Origin of the sequence: Euzebyella marina, assembly GCF_014855515.1 — a bacterium.
GTDB lineage: Bacteria > Bacteroidota > Bacteroidia > Flavobacteriales > Flavobacteriaceae > Euzebyella > Euzebyella marina.
On the sequence record NZ_JACYFK010000006.1, the window covers coordinates 49444 to 69712 of the forward strand.

Genomic DNA, 20269 nt, shown 5'->3' on the forward strand with positions numbered 1-20269 from the left:
AAAATTGAAGTTTTTTTCACCCTCATGTAACATTTCAATGTTTTTTACGTATAAGTATATGCAACTATGCATAACGCACGTAATAGAAAGGGATATTTAGATGAGACAGCTTAAGATTACAAAACAGGTCACCAACCGTGAAACGGCATCTTTAGACAAGTATTTGCAAGAAATCGGCAAGGTTGATTTGATTACTGCAGACGAAGAAGTAGAATTGGCACAACGCATCAAGGCAGGCGACCAGGTCGCTCTTGAAAAACTAACAAAGGCCAATCTTCGATTTGTGGTGTCAGTTGCCAAGCAGTACCAAAATCAAGGTTTGACCTTACCTGATTTAATTAATGAAGGTAACTTAGGTTTGATTAAGGCCGCACAGCGATTTGATGAAACTCGAGGTTTTAAATTTATTTCGTATGCCGTATGGTGGATTAGACAATCTATCTTACAGGCATTGGCAGAGCAGTCAAGAATTGTTCGTTTACCATTGAACAAAATTGGCTCTATCAATAAAATCAACAAGACCTTTGCCTTTTTAGAACAAGCTCACGAACGTGTGCCTTCGGCCGAAGAAATTGCAAAAGAGCTTGATATGACTGTTGAAGACGTTAAGCAATCGCTTAAAAACTCAGGTCGTCATGTATCTATGGATGCACCCCTAATTGATGGTGAAGACTCTAACCTTTATGACGTTTTACGTAGTGGTGAGTCACCAAACCCTGATAAAGAGTTATTGCACGAATCTCTTCGTACTGAAATTGAAAGGGCTTTGGAAACTTTGACACCGCGTGAAGCCGATGTAATTCGTCTTTACTTCGGATTGGCAGGACAGCACTCCATGACTTTGGAAGAAATCGGAGAAACATTCGATTTGACGAGAGAAAGAGTACGTCAGATTAAAGAAAAAGCAATACGCAGATTAAAGCATACATCCAGAAGTAAAATCTTAAAAACTTACTTAGGATAGTAAAGGTTTAAATTACACGTTAAATTATCCTTAAATTGGAAATTTGGCATATTAGTTGTAATTTTAACAGCAACAACAGTTTATCATGACTGTTCGTTTTTTGATTGATGAATAAACTCCGGCTGATTACCGGAGTTTTTTCATTTTAAGCCTTTCCATACAACTGTCCATTTTTTTGACAGCCCGTTCCTGATGAGTGGACAGCCACAAGAATTCATCCTTAACCATTAGAATTCAACCACTTGACCAAACAAACTAATGAACATGGTTACTGTGTAAGAATTAAATTGTTCAACGACCAATTACACGACTTTACACAAATAGTATTCTACATAAATAAAACCAGTGCATATTTTGAGTAAACCAAAAAAGTCTGCTTAAAATGACAAAACTCCAAATCTGATGAAGGACTTGATTTACCAACAGATTCAAATCCTTAAAAAAGTATCGTTTCATTACTTTTGTAGAAGAAATCAATCGTTTAAAAATGAATAAAGCCAAAATAGCCCCATCGTTACTTGCTGCCGATTTCGGTAATTTACAAAGAGACGTTGAAATGGTGAACCAAAGTGAGGCCGATTGGCATCACATAGATGTTATGGACGGACTTTTTGTACCCAACATATCATATGGCATGCCCGTAATAAAATCTATTGCCAAACATGCTACCAAACCGCTTGATGTTCATTTGATGATTGTAGACCCTGATAGGTATATTAAAACTTTTGCCGATTTGGGCGCTACCATTCTAACGGTTCATTACGAAGCCTGTACCCATTTGCATCGTACGATTCAGGCAATTAAAGATGCAGGTATGAAAGCCGGCGTTGCCCTGAACCCTCATACCAATGTCAACTTGCTGAAAAACGTGATTAAAGATATTGACTTGGTATTGATCATGAGTGTAAACCCTGGTTTCGGTGGTCAAAGTTTTATTGAAAATAGTTACGAAAAAATCACTGATGCCAAAGAACTCATCAAAATGAACGATTCAAAGGCGTTGGTAGAAGTAGATGGTGGTGTTACTGCAAAAAATGCCAAAGCTCTGATAAAGGCTGGCGCAGACGTACTGGTGGCAGGCAGTTTTATTTTTAAAAGTGAAGCCCCTTTGAACACTATTAAAGACCTAAAAACAGCTACGGATAAATGGAGCATTTTCGAATTGTAATAATTGGTGGCGGACCGATAGGAATTGCCTGTGGCTTGGAGGCCAAAAAAAGGGGACTCAGCTATGTGATTTTAGAGAAGGGTCCTATTGTCAATTCTTTGTTCAACTACCCCATTAACATGCAGTTTTTCTCCTCTTCAGAAAAACTGGAGATTGATGGCATACCATTTATTAGTAAGGAGGCAAAACCAAAACGCAATGAAGCTTTAGAGTATTACAGACGTATTGTCACTTCAAATGAACTTCATATTCGGCTCTTTGAAAAGGTAGTGAATGTAGAAAAAGCAAACGATATTTTCGAGATTACTTCTAGCAAACAAACCTATTCTGCCGATAAGGTGATAGTGGCAACCGGTTTTTATGATTTGCCGAATACCATCGATGTTCCAGGAGAAAACCTGCCCAAAGTATCGCACTATTATAAAGACCCTCATTTTTATGCCAATCAAAAACTCGCTGTCATCGGCGCCAGCAATTCTGCTATCGATGCTGCATTGGAGTGTTGGCGTAAAGGCTCTGATGTATCTCTTATCATCCGAGGTCCGGAAGTTGGCCAAAGAGTCAAATATTGGGTCAGGCCCGATATTGTTAATCGTATCGAAGAAGGTAGTATCATAGCATTCTACAATTCAGAAGTAAGGGAGATTAAAGAAAACGAGATTATCATAAACACCCCTGAAGGTGATTTGGCGATAGAAAATGATTTCGTTTTAGCTTTGACCGGTTATATGCCCAACTTTGAATTCTTACAACATTTGGGTATCGAACTTTCCGACGATGAAAAGCGACTGCCTAACTACAATCCAGAAACTATGGAGACCAATATACCCGGGCTTTATTTGGCCGGAGTCATTTGTGGTGGAATGGAAACCCATAAATGGTTTATTGAAAACTCAAGGGTTCACGCACATATGATACTTGATTCCATAACTGAGAAGAATACTACAACAGTATAAAGCTAGTGCTACCCTGTTTTCAGGGGGTTGCATTTCACTGGTATAGGTCTAGTGTTCAGATTTAGTATAATTCATTTTTGTACAGAACTTTTAACCTGTCGAAATGAAATATATTTACCCTAAACTACTGGCTCTTTGTCTCGCTATTGCGGTCTATTGCAATAATAGATCAGTTTCAAATTACCAACAGAAACATAAAGTCAAAGACAACTGCGTACTTACGGTGAAAAGGGGTGCTTTTCACTTTGACAGTTTCGAAGTCACCAAGAACAAGATACGCTACAGCCCTACAACCTCATCTCAAATCGAGCATCACAACTACAAAGAAACCTTTCTAGACACTTTATCTACTTTAGGATTCTTCAAAAAAGTAGAGGCTGAAGGTTTCTGGAACCTCTCGGAAAAATACAGCTCGACCTCCTCGTGCAAAAGTGAATTGAAAGTAACCCTCACTATCAATAAAAGGTCAAAAACCGTAATTTGCGAAGATTATGAAAACAACTGTCCTGAGCTTATAAAATATATCGACAAGAAGGTGGTTGAGCTGGAAGGCAATCGACTTGACCGTGTTTTTGTACCTGGATAAAAAATAAATGCAACATAAAATTTTGAGGCCTCCATTACAGTCAAGATTCCCAAAAAGATATCAATGGTTAATGATACTATTGATGGGTTGCATCTATTTTTCAAATGCGCAAAAAAGTGAAGGAACAGCTACAAAAGACCTCTGGTTCTCAACGGTACCCAATACACACCAGAAATCACTAGACCCGTATTACAAAGCCCTTAAAACGGCAAAATTCGGCCCCGAAAGATTCTCGGTCATAGAACAATTGGCCGCATATCATATCGATAAGGCGAATTCAGATAGTATCATTCAGTATGGCAATCTTTATTTAAGGGAAATTAGAAACTGGGATCAAGACTCTATTCAAAAATCGATCCGTTTCTCAAAGGCTTATTACATACTCGGATTAGGAAGCCGTTTTAACGGATTGATAGACAATGCCATTAAATGGCATATCGAGGGCATTAAAGCCGCTGAATCTTCTAACAATAAAGAGTATTTGTTCCGAAATAAAATAGCTCTGGCTAATAGCTACAATCTCAAACAAATACCTGATAAGGCCATTGCAACCCTTGAGCAATTACCAAGCAATATTGAGAAAGATTGGCCGGAATTGATGCCTGATCTTTTCACTTATCTTGGCGATTCCCATTTCATAAACAAAGAATACGAAAGTGCCAAAACATATTTTGACAAAGCACTTTCAGCCTCCCAAAACTCACAGCAAAAGAAACAAGAATTGACGGTCAAGCTCAAATTGGGTACGGTAGCAGAGCTGAACAAAAACTACCAAGAGGCCTTCACTCTATATAACCAAGCTCGTGAAAGTGGTATGGAACAAGGGTTTCACAACATCTATTTTGAGGGAACCATTAGAATGGGCGAATTATTTCTACAAGAGAAAAATTATGATGCAGCGGTTGCGGCTTTATCCGTTGCCTATATCAATGCTATTGAGCGAGACAATTTATATTACCAAAGGGATATTTTGAATATTCAAAGGAGGGTATTTGCGGCAAAGGAAGATTTTTCAAATGCCTATGCCGTGATGACCCAACTAGCGGGAGTAAATAGCCAAATAGCCAATCGTCAACAGCAAAAGGTCATTCGAGAATTAGAGGTACAGTACGAAACCTTACAGAAAGAAAAGTCCATTTCCGATTTGAAGGAAAACCAAATTCTACAGGAGGCCGAACTGAAACGTCAACGCACCATCAAGAATGCCGTTTTAATTGGTTTTTTGGTTGTTCTAATACCTATTTTGGGCCTTTTATTCCTCTACTATCAGAAACTTCAAACCCAAAGTGAACTAGCCCGTAAACAAGAAGAAATTAACCAAAGAAAGGTCGAAGCACTAAAGAATGAGCAGGAACTTAGTTTGATAAAAGCTTCGATAGAAGCACAAGACGAAGAGCGTAAACGTATTGCCCAAGAACTTCATGATAGTGTCGGCGGAAATTTAGCAGGCATCAAACTACAAGTCTCTGGGCTTACTGAAAAGTTTCAACAATTAAGGCCTATTGGCGGGCAGCTTGATGAAACCTACCAACTGGTCAGAAACATTTCGCATAACTTGGTACCAAAAAAGTTCAAGCAAAATACGCTTACTGACCTAATCGATGAATATATATCTTCTATGACCGTAAATGGGGGAATCAAAATAAATTTTCAGGCACATCCAAAAAAGGCTGTGAACGGTCTTGTAGAATCCGTTCAATTACAAGTATATAAGATTATACAAGAACTCATCACAAACACTTTGAAACACGCTAATGCCAGCGAAATATCTATAAATCTTGCAATTGCGGAAGCTGAAGCTTCTTTGTTATTTGAAGATAACGGAGTTGGGTTTGATACGGCTACAACATCAGACGGTATAGGCTTTCAGAATATCAAAACAAGGGTCAATGATATTAACGGTGAGTTATTTATTGATTCGTCGGTTAACCGAGGTACAGTTGTCTCCATAACCTTTCCTACCCTATGAAAATAATAGCCCTCTTACTAATTTCGACCTTGCAGTGGTTTGGGTACTCAGTGGTTATTTCTATTGGTAAATCGCAATGGCGCTATTTACTGTTAATTGCCTTGATCATTGGCCATGTTTTCGTATTTCCGTTATGGTATGGTCGATTGTCCTTTTCCCATACGCTTGATTGTGGTAACCCAATGATTGGCACCTATCTCTTTTTTACAATAATTGGCATTCCTCTAACTATACTCACAGATTTCGCATATAAAAGAAGAATTAACAAAAAGCCTAAGTAAAATGAAGCATCGAATACTAATTGCCGACGATCACCAAATGTTCATTGATGGGCTCTTGAGCATTCTAAAGGAAGATTCTCGTTTTGAAATCTCCGCTACTTTTAAAAACGGCGCCCAAGTGCTGAAGTACTTAGATATTAATGGTGCTCAAGACCTACATCTATTGATTACCGATCTAACCATGCCAGAAATAGATGGTATTGAATTAAACCAACAGGTGAAAGAGAATTACCCAACTTTAAAAACGTTGGTGGTAAGCATGCATATCGATGGAACAAAAATCGAGAAACTGATTAAAGGCAATGTCGATGGTTATGTGCCCAAAAATGCCGAAAAGGATGAACTGCTTTTGGCCATAGAGACTATTGTTAAAGGTGAAAAATACTTTTCATCGGAAATAAAAAAGGCGTATACCGATGCCATGTTCGAAAACCGCCGCCAAGAAGAAATTCATTTAACGGAAAGAGAAAAAGAAGTCTTGAAACTTATTGCCGAAGAATATACCACCCAAGAGATTGCCGACCAACTCTTTTTAAGTAAACACACCATTGAGAGTTATCGCAAAAACTTGATAGCCAAACTTCAGGTAAAAAATTTGGCCGGCCTAACTAAGCAGGCCCTAAAATTGGGGCTTTTAACAAATGATTGATGGTGGCAATAAAATGCCAAATGCAGTGCCTCAAGTCAAATCCACACTACATTTGGCTATCAACCTATTCGCTTAGCTTGACTTAAAATCTTCTTCGTTGACCTGAATATTGCATGGCTTCCCCCTTACCGAAACCATAACTAAAACCTAAGGCTACAAAACGTCCTCTTTGTGCCCGATTATAAACCTCAAAATCGGCTTGTGCAATTTGACTTTCATTGACTCGAGAGGCAAACAAATCACGTATGCTTAAGTTGATTACCGCTTTACCCTTAAAAAGGTTTTTGCGAAGACCCATATCCATAAAGAGAATATCCTCCATTCTGCTCTGAACCGTTCTATAGCTCGATTGGTAATTACCGGTCATTTCTAAATCAAAATCGGCTGGCAACTTTATTTTGGTCATTAATTTTGAAGACCATTGATCTCCGGTAAAGTCAAATATCTGGGTGTTGAAAACACCATCTCTCTTAAAAGAGCTATAGTTAAAGTCTCCGTTCAATGTCAACCAATTGGCCGGGCTATACTTGGCGTTAAACTCGATACCAGTAGACTTATTGGTACCTATATTCTCAGGCTTAAAGGTGCTCACATTATCTTCAAAAGTCGATACCCTTTCGATTACGTCGGTAGTATATCGATGGTAAACGCCAAAGTTTAAAGAGGCTTTCCCTAAAATATAAATACTGGTTAACTCATAAGAATCTGTAAACTCAGGTTCTAATTCAGGATTACCTTGTCGGATGCTAAAATTGTTTCGAATGTTGAAGAACGGGTTCAAATCCCACATGCGAGGTCTGTAGATACGTTTTGAGTAACCGGCCTGAAGTGAAACTTTATCGGTGAACTTGTACGATGTATGAGCACTTGGAAAAAAGTTTACATAACTCTGATCATTTGATTCATCAGTCGTGGCCAAAAAAGTATTCAAATCGGTCTGCTCTAAACGCAGTCCACCTTTTACCCCCCATTTTTTACCCTCATAAGAGCCAGTACCATAAAGGCCTAACACCTTTTGATCATACTCAAATATATTGGTAAGACCTGGGTCGTTCACATAGTTTCCATCAATAAGGTTGTTTACTTCGTAATCGTTGCTAACATCGTTCAAGACATATTGCGCCCCAGTTTCCAAAGTTATTTCATCGGTTAGCGGATTGGTGTAGTCCAATTTAAAGGTAAAGACGGCCTCTTTAAAATCGGTACGTGTCTGTTGGTTGGCATCATTCAACTCTCCCGATACGGTACTATTGATAAATTCTGAGGACTGATCCTTACCGAAAAAGTTTCCTAAACCACTGAAAAGTAAGGTATGTTCATCGTCATCTTCATCAAAATTTTTCTTGTACTGTAATTCATATTGAAATTTTGGGTTTCTTGCCTCTGTAACCTCGGTTCGCTGCCATTGAGAAACAATGGCGTTTGCAGCATCATACTCGGCAAAATCGGTGGTAGATGGCTGGTCTTCGATTTCTAGCGCAAAATTTCCCGATAAGGTAAGAACGTTCATATCATTGATATGGTAATCGGTACCTAAAACCAAATTATAATAGTTTTCATTTCTGTACTCTTCACCAGTGCTTACCACAGCGGTATTGTTGACCAGGTTTACGTTTCTATTCTCAACATCGGTAGGTAAATCTCGTACCCCTACTCCGATTTGGCTAAATAGATTGAACTTCTCTGTTCTTCTATTAAGGCTTACTCCAACACTATGACCTGCTGGGGTACCTGTATTTACCGAAATAGAACCGTTAAGGCCTTTTCTTTCCTCTTTTTTAAGTACAATATTGATAATTCCAGAAGTTCCCTCCGCATCGTATTTAGCCGAAGGGTTTGTAATTACCTCCACCCTTTCAATCATATCAGCGGTAATCGTACCCAAAGCATTGCCTTCTTCACTTGCTATAATCGAGGGCTTTCCATTAATAAGCATTTGCACCCCTTGGCTACCCCTTAAACTCACTTTACCTTCGATATTTACATTCACCGATGGCACATTGTTCAAAACCTCTAGGGCGCTGGCTCCAGTGCTGCTCAAATCCTTACCTACGTTAAAAACTCTTTTATCGAGCTTGAATTCGGTTCTAGATATCTCTCCGGCCACTACCACCTCTTGCAATTGCTGCGCATCTTCAGTCAGTGAAATCGTTCCTAAATCCATTTTTGGGGTTCGGGTCGTAGGTTGACCGAAAGTTTTAGATTGAAAACCTAGAAAACCGACCTCTACGTAGAAATTATCGGCACTGGTCTCAAGAGTAAAACTACCGTCGTCTCCGGTTGTGGCACCCGTCAAAGGTTTTTTGGTTTCATTGTCGGCAACCATCACCGTTGCAAATGCAATCGGCTGCCCTGTGGCCTCTTCGACTACCGTACCCGAAATAGTAATGGCCGAATTGTCCTGTGCCTTCCCCTTTTGCAGGCCCAGTAGCAAAAAGCCTAATAAAAGCATGAAGGAGAAATTTTTAATTTTTGGTAACATGTTGAATTGAAATTTGGATTTGCCCAAAGATGCATACTAATACCAAAAACAAAAATTCAAACCCTTGAACGACCGAACTAAGGCAGTAAACGACAACTCTAATACTTAGAGTGAAAAATCTGTCGTTCAGAGTGTTATTCATGTTGTTAGCAACACTTAATTTTTCTGTGAAAGGGTATTATTTTAGTTTTATAGGATGCAAAAAACTTTTATTTCAAGAGGAGAGCTACTCTTTCAGGTTATCCTTCACATTCTAGTATTGCTCTTTTATTCTTTCGATAGAAATAACCCTGGCATCAGTCTTGACCAGATTCTATTTTTCTTAATATATACCGTGGCGTCAGGAGTGATTACTTACTACCTAATGCCCCATTATCTTTATAAAAAGAAGTATTGGACCTTCTTCGGTTATGCCTCTCTCGTCTTTTTCTTGGTTATCATGATTGAAGAGCTATTGGAAACTGTTATCTACCCAGGTACGGTTAGGGCTAGTATTGTTCCTGGTATTTATTATGCTTTTTTTGATATTCTACCCGTGCTGGCGATTCTATCCGGCTTTAAATTTGCTTGGGATGCCATAGGCAGCCAGCAGGAGGTACAAAAACTTAGAAGCTACGTTCAAGAAAGCGAACTTCAGTTCTTAAAGTCTCAAATCAATCCGCACTTTCTGTTCAACAACCTTAACAATCTTTATTCGTATGCTTTGGAAGGCTCTGCGAAGACCCCTGAAATCATTTTAGAAATGAGCGGTGTTCTTAGGTATATGCTCTATGAATGCAAAGAAAAATTTGTTCCCCTACAGAAAGAGTTAGAACAACTTAGTAACTTTATTAAACTCTATAAACTGCAGATTGAAGAAAGGGGAAAGGTAAATTTTATAGAGGGCAGAATTGAACCTGGTTATAAGATCGCGCCTTTAATTTTGGTAGTTTTCATTGAAAATGCCTTTAAGCATAGCCAATCGGGGCAATCTAAAGACATTGAAATAGAGATTGAGGTCAATATGAAAGACAATTGCTTGACTTTTATCTGTAAGAACAATTTTGAACAGGTCATAGGCCTAGATACTGTTGCCAAGGGTATTGGCCTGAAGAATGTCAAAAAAAGGTTAGAGCTACTCTACCCCAACAAACACGAATTGCATATTGATGAGACCGAGAAAAACTTCTCAGTATCATTATCAATGCAGCTAGAAAAGTTTTAAAAGATGTATTGCATCATTATTGAAGATCAACCCCCTGCGCAACGTATTTTAAAAAAATACATTGACGATATTGGTTCTTTGGAATTAAAAGGTGTCTTTTCGGATGCCATTCAGGCAATGGAATTCATTAAAAATGATTCGGTCGACCTGATGTTTCTTGATATACACCTACCCAAGATTTCTGGTATCGATTTTCTCAAGTCGATGCAAAATCCGCCGCAGGTGATATTAACGACTGCCTTTTCGGAGTATGCCTTGGAAAGTTATGAATTCAATGTGGTCGATTATTTGTTAAAACCTTTTTCTTTTCAACGTTTTGTAAAAGCCGTTTCAAAAGTTTCTTCAAGAAGCTCGGTCACCACAGAACCAGTACCTGAAAATTTGTTTCCGGCGAAGATTGTCAAAGAAATTTATATCAAATCCGGTTACGAACATATTAAAGTAGTAATCGACGAAATATTTCACATAGAATCAGATGCCGACTACACCGAAATAGTTACCGTTGATAAAAAGCATCTTTCAAGTGAACCTCTTAAGTTTTGGGAAGATACCTTGCCGGCCCCACAGTTCTTCCGCATTCACCGGTCCCATATTGTAAACACTTCTAAAATAGAAAAGCTGGTAGGCAACCAGATCTACTTATCAAACTCTATAATTCTCCCCATTGGCCGCGCATATAAAGAAGATTTCGTAAAGCAGATACTCAACTAAAAACGTACAACTATGAAACCCTTAAAAAAAGAACAGATCAAACAAGAAGTTTTTGACCTTTATGATGCCTATGCCCATAACAAACTGCAAAGACGGGAATTCATTGAGAAGCTTTCTCTCTATGCCGTGGGCGGTATCACGGTTGCATCATTAATGAGCTTTCTTATGCCCAATTATAGAGACACCTTGCTAGTGCAACCCAATGATCCGAAATTAGACAGTGGTTTTATCAATTATGATTCACCAAATGGTGGCGGCACTATCAAAGGTCTTCTTTCCAAACCCAAAGACACGAAAGATAGGTTGGGGGGTATTGTTGTGGTACACGAAAACCGAGGGTTGAACCCCTATGTCGAAGATACCGCTAGAAGAGCTGCCCTTGCAGGCTTTATCACCTTGGCACCCGACGCTTTGAGCCCGTTGGGGGGTTACCCCGGCAATGATGATGAAGGGAGAGAAATGCAGCGTAAACGTGACCGTGATGAAATGCTCGAGGATTTTATTGCCGCTTTCGATTATCTAAAGAACCATGAGAATTGTTCAGGTAAAATTGGTGTTGTTGGTTTTTGTTTCGGTGGATGGATCTCTAACATGATGGCCGTAAAAGTACCTGACTTGGCTGCCGCTGTACCTTTTTATGGGGGACAACCCACGGAGGATATCGACCAAATAAATGCTCCACTCATGTTACAGTTCGCAGGTTTAGATGAACGCGTGAATGCCGGTTGGCCAGCCTATGAGGAAGCTTTAAAAGAAAACGACAAAGAATATGTGGCCTACACCTATCCTGATGTGAACCACGGCTTTCATAATACTTCTACCCCAAGATACGATAAGGAAGCAGCAGAATTGGCCTGGGGGCGAACCATTGACTTTTTTAAGAAGCATTTGAACGCTTCTTAGAATGATAGACGATTAAATATCAAGCTATCCAAAAAAAGAGCCACACCTTACCGGTGTGGCTTTTTGCATATTTGTGACCCCGGAGGGATTCAAACCCCCAACCCTCAGAGCCGAAATCTGATGCGCTATTCAGTTGCGCCACGGGGCCATTGTTCTATGCTAATTTTTTCTTTACGATCATAGATATCGTCTTTCCATCGGCCTGACCTGCCAATTCCTTCGATACGATACCCATTACCTTACCCATATCCTTCATTCCTTCGGCTCCGATTGAATCTATGGTCTGAACCACCACTTTTTCAATTTCCTCCTCTGTCAATTGTTCAGGTAAAAATTGTTCTATAACGGCAACTTGGGCCAATTCGGGTTCGGCCAAATCATCTCTACCTTGCTCCTTAAAAATAGCGGCACTGTCTTTTCTCTGCTTCACCAATTTTTGAACGAGTTTGATCTCATCCTCCTCGGTCAACTCCTTACCCGTGCCACTGGTCTGCTCTAAAAGTAAAGCTGATTTTATAGCCCGCAACGATTCTAAAGCAACTGAATCTTTCGATTTCATAGCTGCTTTCATCTGTTCCATTACTTTTTGCTGTAAGCTCATTTTAGCTATCTTTTTAAGGACTGCGAAGATAAAAAATAAACCCGAAAAAATGTTCTCTTTTTTCGGGTTTACAGTCGAGTTGGCACAGTATGCTTTACAAAACCAAATCGTTAATCAACATTGTCGTGCAAAAACGAGTTGTTTGATCGTAATTGAATGTCGTCATTACTATCTGAACCTAAGGTAGTTCTCGAAACCCTACCTTCTTGACCGCGGCTATCGCTCAAATCGATACCTTGTCTTTTATAAGCTGGCTGACGTTCGATTTCATCAATGCTATTAACGCTATTCTGAAATTTATAATTAAAGTCTTTAAGTTTTCTTCTTCGCTCATCGGCCCTTTCGCGCAAAAGCTCTTCAATAGGGCTGTTCATAGGATCTATATCGGCCTCTTGAGGTCTTTGTGTATTCTCGATGGCCTCGACCGATTTCTTTTCGATAAGCAATTCTTTCTCAACAGGCTTAGGTTGCTGCTGTTGAGGCTTGGCGTTGTTCAACTTATCCTCAAGCTCCATATAATCATCAAGGCTATAGCGGGTTTCTCCCTTCTTGTTGTATTCCAATACAGGAATTACTTCCACGGGGTTATTCACCTTTATATCCTTAATATCGTCGTCTAAATTGAAAGTAATCACATTGTCGTTACTTTCTTCTTCCTCTACCTTTTTAGGCATGCTCAAAGGCATATCAAAGCTCATTGACATTTGCTCTTCTTTCAACCTGTCAAACTCAACGGTAATCGGATCGACCACTTCAATATCATGCAAAGAGGTCTTCGACTCGATAATCACGAAATCATCATCTCTTTGAGGCTTCTTATCTACTTTTTCGACTACCTCTTCATAAAACACATTGAAGTTTTTAATATAGTTGGTTGTCTTTACCAAATCCATTCCCAATTCCTCTTCTTCCTCTTCGATCAAGGTATGCTTGATAATAGGTTCACGAACCTCTTCTTCCTCTACCAACTGATGCACAATATTTCTATTGCTTGTAAGGTCTTGTTGGGCCTTCTGCTCATCTTCCAATGTATGGATGATTTTCTTGCTTTCGGTATTAACGATATCGTCTTGTTGATCGACGTTAAATCCCGTAGCGATAACCGTAACAGCGATAGCCTCACCTAGATCTTCATCTTCACCTACACCCATGATAATGTTCGCACCATGACCTGCCTCTGTTTGTATATGATCGTTGATTTCACCGATTTCATCAATAGTAATCTCTTGAGAACCGGAAACGATTAATAACAATACATTCTTGGCACCTGTAATCTTATTATCGTTCAGCAGCGGAGAGTCCAACGCCTTCATAATTGCCTCATTGGCCCGGGCAGAACCACTTGCCATGGCAGACCCCATAATCGCTGTACCGCTATTGCTCAATACCGTTTTGGCGTCACGAAGGTCAATATTCTGCGTGTAGTGATGTGTTATTACTTCGGCAATACCCCTTGCGGCGGTAGAAAGTACTTCGTCGGCCTTTGAGAAACCGGCCTTAAAGCCAAGATTACCATAAACCTCACGCAGCTTGTTGTTATTGATAACTATTAATGAGTCAACATTTGAACGCAATTTTTCGATTCCGATACGTGCCTGCTCGCAACGCATTTTTCCTTCGAACTCAAAAGGCATGGTTACGATGCCCACGGTCAGCACGTCCAATTCTTTTGCCTGCTTGGCGATGACAGGAGCGGCACCAGTACCCGTTCCTCCACCCATACCGGCAGTAATGAAGATCATTTTTGTAGTGGAAGCCAACATTTGCTTGATTTCTTCCATACTTTCCAATGCGGCCTGCTCACCTACTTCTGGGTTCGCACCTGCCCCTAACCCTTCGGTCAAAGATACACCCAACTGAATTTTCGTTGGTACGGCACTGTTGTTCAGCGCCTGTGAATCGGTGTTACAAATAACAAAATCAACGCCATTGATACCTGATTGAAACATGTGGTTGATAGCGTTGCTACCGCCACCGCCAACGCCGATCACCTTTATTACGTTGCTTTGATTTTTGGGGAGGTCAAAGGATATCCCATCAAATTCCGTGTTGTTGCTCATAGTTCTTTTTTATTACTGGTTAATGTTCTTTTTCTTATAGTTTTTTTATTCGGCGTTATCTAAAAAGTCTTTCAATTTCTCCGACCATACATCGAACACCGACTTTCTCTCTTTCTTAACTTTGGCCTGTTGGGGGATTTGTTCTTCTTCATGACCTGCCATCACCAATTCCGGCTCCTCTTTTTTAGTTTCCTTTTTGGCCGCAGGTTTCTTCTTGTTCTCATTGTTTACCGCGTTCATCAACAAACCTACCGCAGTAGCATACATGGGGCTTGCAATCTCTTCGTCTGAATCGCCTGCCAAATGCTCATTAGGATATCCGATACGGGTATCCATTCCTGTGATGTACTCGACCAACTGCTTCAAATGCTTTAATTGGCTTCCACCACCGGTAAGAACAATACCTGCAATCAGCTTCTTCTTTTGCTCATCATGCCCGTAGTTCTTTATTTCTGTATACACCTGTTCGATAATCTCTACCACACGCGCGTGAATGATTTTCGAAAGGTTTTTTAGAGTAATCTCTTTTGGTTCTCGACCTCTTAAACCAGGAATGGAAACAATCTCATTGTCTTTGTTTTCTCCCGGCCAGGCGGAACCGAATTTTATTTTTAAAAGCTCGGCCTGCTTTTCGATAATGGAGCATCCTTCTTTGATGTCTTCCGTAATAACTCCACCACCAAAAGGTATAACAGCCGTATGACGGATGATTCCATCTTTAAAAATGGCCAGATCAGTGGTGCCACCACCTATGTCAATAAGGGCCACCCCTGCTTCTTTTTCTTCTTTGCTCAATACCGCATCTGATGAAGCCAAAGGCTCCAATGTAATATTGCCCAAATCAAGGCCTGCACTTTTTATACATCGGCCTACATTTTTTATGGACGATACTTGACCGACCACCACATGAAAGTTGGCTTCAAGACGCCCACCGTACATACCGATAGGCTCTTTGATTTCAGCTTGGCCATCGACTTTATATTCTTGTGGAAGTACATGAATGATCTCTTCTCCCGGTAGCATCACCAATTTGTAAACCTGGTTACAAAGCTTGTCAAGATCCTCTTCGTTGATAACTTCTTCCGAATCAGGTCGAGTAATGTAATCGCTATGATGAAGACTTCTGATATGCTGCCCTGCGATACCAACCACTACCGAACCTATTTTTAGACCCGAACTTGCCTCTGCACCTTCTACAGCTTGCTGTATCGATTGTATGGTTTGGGTAATATTGTTGACCACCCCACGGTGTACACCAAGGCTTTTGGATTTTCCGATACCCAATACCTCAATTTTACCGTATTCGTTTTCACGGCCAATGATGGCCACAATCTTGGTGGTTCCAATGTCCAGTCCTACCGAATAATTACCTACTTCCATAACTTATATTTTAGTGCACACTACTTGATTATTAAACTCTAAACTCACCATACCATAATCTTCCAAAGCCTTATCTCTTTTAGCCTTGACATAAAAGGCCTTGAAATTGGTAAACTTTTTATGCAGGTCGTTCACATCGCCCAATTCTACTAGGAACTGTTCCGTTCGAAATTTGAGTTGGTACTTGGTTTGCGACTCGATATGTATACCGATGATGTTCTTTCTCAAGAACTCATCTTTGTTTACATAGTTCAAAATTTCATATACATCTGCCAAGGTCTCACCACTTACCTTTCCGGTAATAATGGGTACACGTGCAGAATGGCTCATAGACAAAGGCATGCGTTGTCCTTGATCATCTAGATAAAACTGAGAATTCCCCTCTATACGTCCGATTGGTGTGCGTTGAATGATTTTCGACGCCAAATCCCCATTAACGGTGAGATAAACTTGTGCACTTTTCACCATTTCGTTGGCCTCGATGGCCTTCTCCATAGTATTCAAAACTAATTTTTCTTTGGGCACGTTTTCAAGGCTCCCAAATTTTTGTATTAACAATTTATTAACCGCGCCTTGAGTAATGTACAAGTTCTGGTCTCCGACGAATTCCACCTTCATTCCAGACACTTTTTTCTGCTGGCTTCTATGGTTCGAAAATGCGTAAAGCCCCGTAATTACGAGTACCAAACCCAACAACTTTATGTAGTTATAGTTAATTCGCATATTCAAACTCATTTTTTAGCTGACCGACCAACAGGCCAATATCTCCCGCACCCATCGTGATAAGTACATCAGGATTTTGTTCTTTTATTTCTTGTATCAGTTTGTTTTTTTCTACTTTTTTCTTATTCGGATTGTCAATTTTTTCCATCAACCAATCAGAAGTCACTCCTTCAATCGGCATTTCTCTCGCAGGATAGATATCCAACAGAACTACACTATCAAATTGCGCCAAACTCTTGGCGAAATCATCTACAAAATCCCTTGTTCTGGAAAAAAGATGTGGTTGAAATACCACTAATGCTTTTTTATTGGGATGCATTTCTGAGACGGCACTATACACTGCATCAATTTCTGTTGGGTGATGGGCATAATCATCGATAAACACAAACCCATCTCTTTTCACTTGATAAGAAAAGCGTCTTTGAACTCCTTTGAAAGTTGCCAACGCATCTGCCAACAATCGCGTCGGGTAACCGGAATAGGTTGCCATACCAAACGCCACCAAGGCATTTAACAGGTTGTGCCTGCCAGGTTTATTGAACTTAACTCCTGCAATAATTTCGTTCGGTGTACGGATATCAAAAAGGTAGGCACCACCTTCTACTTTTAAATTTTCTATGCAGTAATCGCTACCGTCATCAATGCCATAGGTCAACCCGTCAAGTGGGAGCCCGTTGCGAACGAACAGCTTGCCCTCTGGTTGTATCCTACCAACAAATTCTCCGAAGGACTTTCTCAATTCACTTACATCTCCGTAGATATCGAGGTGATCGGCATCCATCGAAGTAACACAAGCCACATCGGGAAAAAGACGAAGAAAAGAACGATCGAACTCATCGGCCTCTACTACCGAAAATTCGGTGCCTTCAAAAACAAAATTGGTATTGAAATCTTCTGAAATCCCTCCTAGAAACGCCGTAAACGGGGCTCCAACTTCTTTTAGCAAATGTGCCAGAATACTGGTCGTGGTAGTTTTACCATGCGTACCGGCCACTGCAAAGCAGTAAGAATCTTTGGTAATCAAACCCAAAACCTCAGATCTTTTCTTTACCTCAAAATCCCTATTCAAAAAATACTGGTACTGCGAGTGTTCTTTTGGTACCGCCGGGGTATAAACCACTAATGTTCTTGCGGCATCGCGATAACGCTCTTCGATTGCTTCTACCGAATCGGTATAGTGTACGTCAATGTCCAATTCGGACAATTCTCTGGTAAGGGGCGTTTCAGTTTTATCGTAACCGGCCACGTGCTTACCTATGAACTTGAAATAACGGGCAAGTGCAGACATACCGATACCTCCGATACCGATAAAAAAGACGTTATTTATGGTTTTCAAGTTCATTGACTAGTTCAAAAGTTTTTCTATTTCGTCTACAATATGCTTGGTTGCATCGGGTAGAGCCATTTTTCGAATATTGACCGACAAATCTTTTTGCATTTGGCTATTCGCACATAGTTCGGCAAAGGTTTTTTCAAATTTTTCATCGAGTTCCGATTCGCGCAGCATTATTGCGGCTTCTTCATCTACCAAGGCCTTAGCGTTCATCGTCTGATGGTCTTCGGCAACATTGGGTGATGGAATAAAAACCACTGGCTTGCCGACGATGCACAGTTCGGAGACCGCACCTGCACCCGATCTTGATATCATCATATCTGCGGCTATGTAGGCCAAATCCATCCGGTTTAAAAAATCAAAAACCTTCACTTGGTCCGACTCATATTTTTTGTACTTATCGATGTACAGCTTACCGCACTGCCATACTATTTGAACCCCTTGGGCCAACAAGAAATCAAGCTTTGTAGCAATGAGTTCATTAATACGTCTTGCGCCGAGGCTGCCCCCTAAAATCAACAGGATGGGCTTATGGCCAGCCAACCCGAAGTATTCGAGGGCCTCGGACTTATCTTGTCTTAACACCACCAAATCGCCCCGTACGGGATTGCCCGTCTTAACAATTTTATCAGCAGGAAAGAATTTTTCCATTCCGTCATAGGCCACACAAATCTTGGCGACCCGGTCTTTCAGAAGCTTGTTGGTAATACCGGCAAACGAATTCTGTTCTTGCAAAACACAGGGTATACCCTTGCCAGAAGCGACCCGAAGCATGGGGCCACTGGCAAAGCCACCCGTACCGATAACGGCATGGGGCTTAAAACGTTTCGCTATTTTATTTGCCTTCAACAAACTACTGATTACTTTAAAAGGAAACATTAAATTTTTAAGGGTCAGTTTCCGTTGCAACCCTGTGATCCAAAGACCTTCTATTTCATAACCGGCTTGGGGCACTTTTTCCATTTCCATTCTCCCTTCAGCCCCAACGAACAAAAATTCAGCATCAGGATGCCTCCTTTTCAGCTCATTTGCTATAGCTATGGCGGGGTAAATGTGCCCCCCTGTTCCCCCTCCTGAGAGTATGAATCTATAATTGCCCACTTAAAATCTCTAAAGGGTTCGTTTCATCTATCGAGGCAGATCTCGTCTCTGCCACCTGTTCTTTATTGCTAGCCCCCAGTATAATTCCTATGGCCAAACAGGTCATCCAGCTACTGGTACCGCCACGGCTTACCAAGGGCAAGTTTTGACCGGTAACCGGAAACAACTCGACCGCTACGGCCATGTTAATAAGCGCCTGAAAAATAATGGGCAGGCCTACCCCCAATACCAAAAGTTTACCGAAAATGGTGGCATTGGAATTGGCCACTACCGTAATTCTGAACAGTAAGAACAGATAGAACAGCATCAAGACCACTCCACCTATCAGTCCGTATTCTTCAACAATAATGGCATAGATAAAGTCGGAAGAACTCTGGGGCAAAAAGTTTTTTTGAATGCTCTTTCCGGCACCCTTACCAACGATACCTCCGGTGGCTATGGCAATCTTAGCCTTCTCTATCTGATAATTGGCTTCTGAATCCTCCGGATTGCTAAAGCTTTCGATTCGGCTCATCCAAGTATCTACCCTGTTAGGAAAAAGACCTGGAGCTGCCTTGGCCGTAAGAACGAAAAGAGTCAGACACAAGACACCTGTTCCTACAATGGCCAATAAATATTTTATAGGATATCCTCCTAAGAAACACAACAAAAGCACCATTGAAAATATAATGGCTGCCGTTGAAAAGTTTGCCGGCAAAATCAGCACGACCACAAAGAATACGGGCATCCACAGAGGCACGATGCTTTCTTTGAAGGTGACTTTTTTATCACGGACTTTCGAAAGGTATCGGGCCACATAAATCATCAAAACGACCGCCGCCAAGTTTGAGGGCTGAAATCCTCCGACAAAAGGAATACTGATCCAACGACTGGCGTTCGCCCCATCTATCGTAATACCTTGCGCCAATGTAAAGCCCAACAACACCAACACAATCGGCAAAGCGATAAGCGACAGGCCCTTGAAAAAATGGGTGGGTATTTTATGTACCCCATAAATGATACCGAAGCCCAACACTAAGAGCATGGCATGCTTCATCAAGTGACCGAACGTGGTACCGCTACCGACCACATAAACCAGGTTGCTACTGGCACTATAGACCGGCAAAAAAGAAAACAATGCCAATAGGGCTACCACGGCCCAAATGGCCTTATCTCCCTTGATATTTTGAAAAAATGACTTCACTCGTTTTCCTTTTCG

17 protein-coding genes and 1 tRNA gene are annotated in these 20269 nt (G+C 40.7%); 9 read left to right on the top strand and 9 right to left on the bottom strand.

The genetic code is table 11. The features are described 5' to 3' along the window. Positions 1-100: 100 nt before the first annotated feature. The 6 genes from IL356_RS18665 (at position 101) to IL356_RS18690 (ending at position 6573) form a co-directional block, all read left to right on the top strand. Positions 101-964, top strand: coding sequence for a sigma-70 family RNA polymerase sigma factor (locus IL356_RS18665; protein WP_036382919.1), 864 nt, complete (start codon positions 101-103; stop codon positions 962-964). 487 nt (positions 965-1451) lie between these two features. Next, the gene (rpe, locus tag IL356_RS18670) at positions 1452-2132 is read left to right on the top strand and encodes a ribulose-phosphate 3-epimerase (protein ID WP_121847978.1); all 681 of its coding nucleotides are present in this window, start codon (positions 1452-1454) and stop codon (positions 2130-2132) included. Next, complete coding sequence (locus IL356_RS18675; RefSeq protein WP_121847977.1) at positions 2111-3088, top strand: YpdA family putative bacillithiol disulfide reductase; 978 nt, start codon at positions 2111-2113, stop codon at positions 3086-3088. Before rpe ends, IL356_RS18675 begins: the two co-directional genes overlap by 22 nt. A gap of 103 nt (positions 3089-3191) precedes the next feature. After that, on the top strand, positions 3192-3674 hold the full coding sequence (locus IL356_RS18680) for a hypothetical protein (RefSeq protein ID WP_121847976.1): 483 nt from the start codon (positions 3192-3194) through the stop codon (positions 3672-3674). An 82-nt stretch (positions 3675-3756) separates the two neighbouring features. Beyond that, positions 3757-5643: a tetratricopeptide repeat-containing sensor histidine kinase gene (locus tag IL356_RS18685; RefSeq protein WP_225621564.1), complete on the top strand. Its 1887-nt coding sequence runs from the start codon at positions 3757-3759 to the stop codon at positions 5641-5643. Between the two features lie 282 nt (positions 5644-5925). Then, positions 5926-6573 carry a response regulator gene (locus tag IL356_RS18690; RefSeq protein ID WP_121847973.1) on the top strand — a complete coding sequence of 216 codons (648 nt, stop codon included), beginning with the start codon at positions 5926-5928 and terminating at the stop codon, positions 6571-6573. Positions 6574-6655: 82 nt separating this feature from the next. Here IL356_RS18690 and IL356_RS18695 read toward each other — a convergent pair whose 3' ends face one another. Further along, a complete protein-coding gene (locus IL356_RS18695) occupies positions 6656-9025 on the bottom strand; it encodes an outer membrane beta-barrel family protein (RefSeq protein WP_121850624.1) in 2370 nt (789 codons plus the stop codon). A 226-nt stretch (positions 9026-9251) separates the two neighbouring features. On the opposite strand from IL356_RS18695, the gene IL356_RS18700 reads away from it, so the two are divergent. Genes IL356_RS18700 through IL356_RS18710 form a run of 3 tightly spaced genes read left to right on the top strand, consistent with a single transcriptional unit; the run spans position 9252 to position 11873 of the window. Then, the gene (locus tag IL356_RS18700; protein ID WP_121847972.1) at positions 9252-10259 is read left to right on the top strand and encodes a sensor histidine kinase; all 1008 of its coding nucleotides are present in this window, start codon (positions 9252-9254) and stop codon (positions 10257-10259) included. Positions 10260-10262: 3 nt separating this feature from the next. After that, positions 10263-10970, top strand: coding sequence for a LytR/AlgR family response regulator transcription factor (locus tag IL356_RS18705; RefSeq protein ID WP_121847971.1), 708 nt, complete (start codon positions 10263-10265; stop codon positions 10968-10970). A 12-nt stretch (positions 10971-10982) separates the two neighbouring features. Beyond that, entirely contained in the window at positions 10983-11873 is an 891-nt protein-coding gene (locus IL356_RS18710) for a dienelactone hydrolase family protein (RefSeq protein WP_121847970.1), read from the top strand. 74 nt (positions 11874-11947) lie between these two features. On the opposite strand, the gene IL356_RS18715 is transcribed toward IL356_RS18710, so the two are convergent. From IL356_RS18715 to IL356_RS18750, 8 genes are all read right to left on the bottom strand, one after another. After that, positions 11948-12021 (bottom strand) — tRNA-Arg (locus IL356_RS18715). A 6-nt stretch (positions 12022-12027) separates the two neighbouring features. Next, positions 12028-12474, bottom strand: a complete 447-nt coding sequence (locus IL356_RS18720; protein WP_121847969.1) for a GatB/YqeY domain-containing protein — start codon at positions 12472-12474, stop codon at positions 12028-12030. Between the two features lie 110 nt (positions 12475-12584). Then, the gene (gene ftsZ, locus IL356_RS18725) at positions 12585-14534 is read right to left on the bottom strand and encodes a cell division protein FtsZ (RefSeq protein ID WP_121847968.1); all 1950 of its coding nucleotides are present in this window, start codon (positions 14532-14534) and stop codon (positions 12585-12587) included. 45 nt (positions 14535-14579) lie between these two features. Beyond that, positions 14580-15914 (bottom strand): cell division protein FtsA, encoded by a 1335-nt coding sequence (gene ftsA / locus IL356_RS18730; protein WP_121847967.1) that lies wholly within the window; start codon positions 15912-15914, stop codon positions 14580-14582. Positions 15915-15917: 3 nt separating this feature from the next. Continuing rightward, positions 15918-16637 (bottom strand): cell division protein FtsQ/DivIB, encoded by a 720-nt coding sequence (locus IL356_RS18735; RefSeq protein ID WP_121850623.1) that lies wholly within the window; start codon positions 16635-16637, stop codon positions 15918-15920. Next, on the bottom strand, positions 16627-17979 hold the full coding sequence (gene murC / locus IL356_RS18740; protein WP_121847966.1) for a UDP-N-acetylmuramate--L-alanine ligase: 1353 nt from the start codon (positions 17977-17979) through the stop codon (positions 16627-16629). Before murC ends, IL356_RS18735 begins: the two co-directional genes overlap by 11 nt. Positions 17980-17982: 3 nt before the next feature. Continuing rightward, positions 17983-19071, bottom strand: a complete 1089-nt coding sequence (gene murG, locus IL356_RS18745; RefSeq protein WP_121847965.1) for an undecaprenyldiphospho-muramoylpentapeptide beta-N-acetylglucosaminyltransferase — start codon at positions 19069-19071, stop codon at positions 17983-17985. After that, the gene (locus tag IL356_RS18750; protein WP_121847964.1) at positions 19058-20254 is read right to left on the bottom strand and encodes an FtsW/RodA/SpoVE family cell cycle protein; all 1197 of its coding nucleotides are present in this window, start codon (positions 20252-20254) and stop codon (positions 19058-19060) included. Before IL356_RS18750 ends, murG begins: the two co-directional genes overlap by 14 nt. Between the last annotated feature and the right edge of the window lie 15 nt (positions 20255-20269).

What these genes read in the sequence shown, in the direction of transcription:
- IL356_RS18735 (WP_121850623.1), bottom strand. Translation starts at nt 16,637, where the DNA reads ATGCGAATTAACTATAACTACATAAAGTTGTTGGGTTTGGTACTCGTA.
- IL356_RS18675 (WP_121847977.1), top strand. Translation starts at nt 2,111, where the DNA reads ATGGAGCATTTTCGAATTGTAATAATTGGTGGCGGACCGATAGGAATT.
- IL356_RS18710 (WP_121847970.1), top strand. Translation starts at nt 10,983, where the DNA reads ATGAAACCCTTAAAAAAAGAACAGATCAAACAAGAAGTTTTTGACCTT.
- IL356_RS18705 (WP_121847971.1), top strand. Translation starts at nt 10,263, where the DNA reads ATGTATTGCATCATTATTGAAGATCAACCCCCTGCGCAACGTATTTTA.
- IL356_RS18665 (WP_036382919.1), top strand. Translation starts at nt 101, where the DNA reads ATGAGACAGCTTAAGATTACAAAACAGGTCACCAACCGTGAAACGGCA.
- IL356_RS18690 (WP_121847973.1), top strand. Translation starts at nt 5,926, where the DNA reads ATGAAGCATCGAATACTAATTGCCGACGATCACCAAATGTTCATTGAT.
- ftsA (WP_121847967.1), bottom strand. Translation starts at nt 15,914, where the DNA reads ATGGAAGTAGGTAATTATTCGGTAGGACTGGACATTGGAACCACCAAG.
- IL356_RS18720 (WP_121847969.1), bottom strand. Translation starts at nt 12,474, where the DNA reads ATGAGCTTACAGCAAAAAGTAATGGAACAGATGAAAGCAGCTATGAAA.
- IL356_RS18695 (WP_121850624.1), bottom strand. Translation starts at nt 9,025, where the DNA reads ATGCTTTTATTAGGCTTTTTGCTACTGGGCCTGCAAAAGGGGAAGGCA.
- rpe (WP_121847978.1), top strand. Translation starts at nt 1,452, where the DNA reads ATGAATAAAGCCAAAATAGCCCCATCGTTACTTGCTGCCGATTTCGGT.
- murC (WP_121847966.1), bottom strand. Translation starts at nt 17,979, where the DNA reads ATGAACTTGAAAACCATAAATAACGTCTTTTTTATCGGTATCGGAGGT.
- IL356_RS18700 (WP_121847972.1), top strand. Translation starts at nt 9,252, where the DNA reads ATGCAAAAAACTTTTATTTCAAGAGGAGAGCTACTCTTTCAGGTTATC.
- ftsZ (WP_121847968.1), bottom strand. Translation starts at nt 14,534, where the DNA reads ATGAGCAACAACACGGAATTTGATGGGATATCCTTTGACCTCCCCAAA.
- IL356_RS18680 (WP_121847976.1), top strand. Translation starts at nt 3,192, where the DNA reads ATGAAATATATTTACCCTAAACTACTGGCTCTTTGTCTCGCTATTGCG.
- IL356_RS18685 (WP_225621564.1), top strand. Translation starts at nt 3,757, where the DNA reads ATGGGTTGCATCTATTTTTCAAATGCGCAAAAAAGTGAAGGAACAGCT.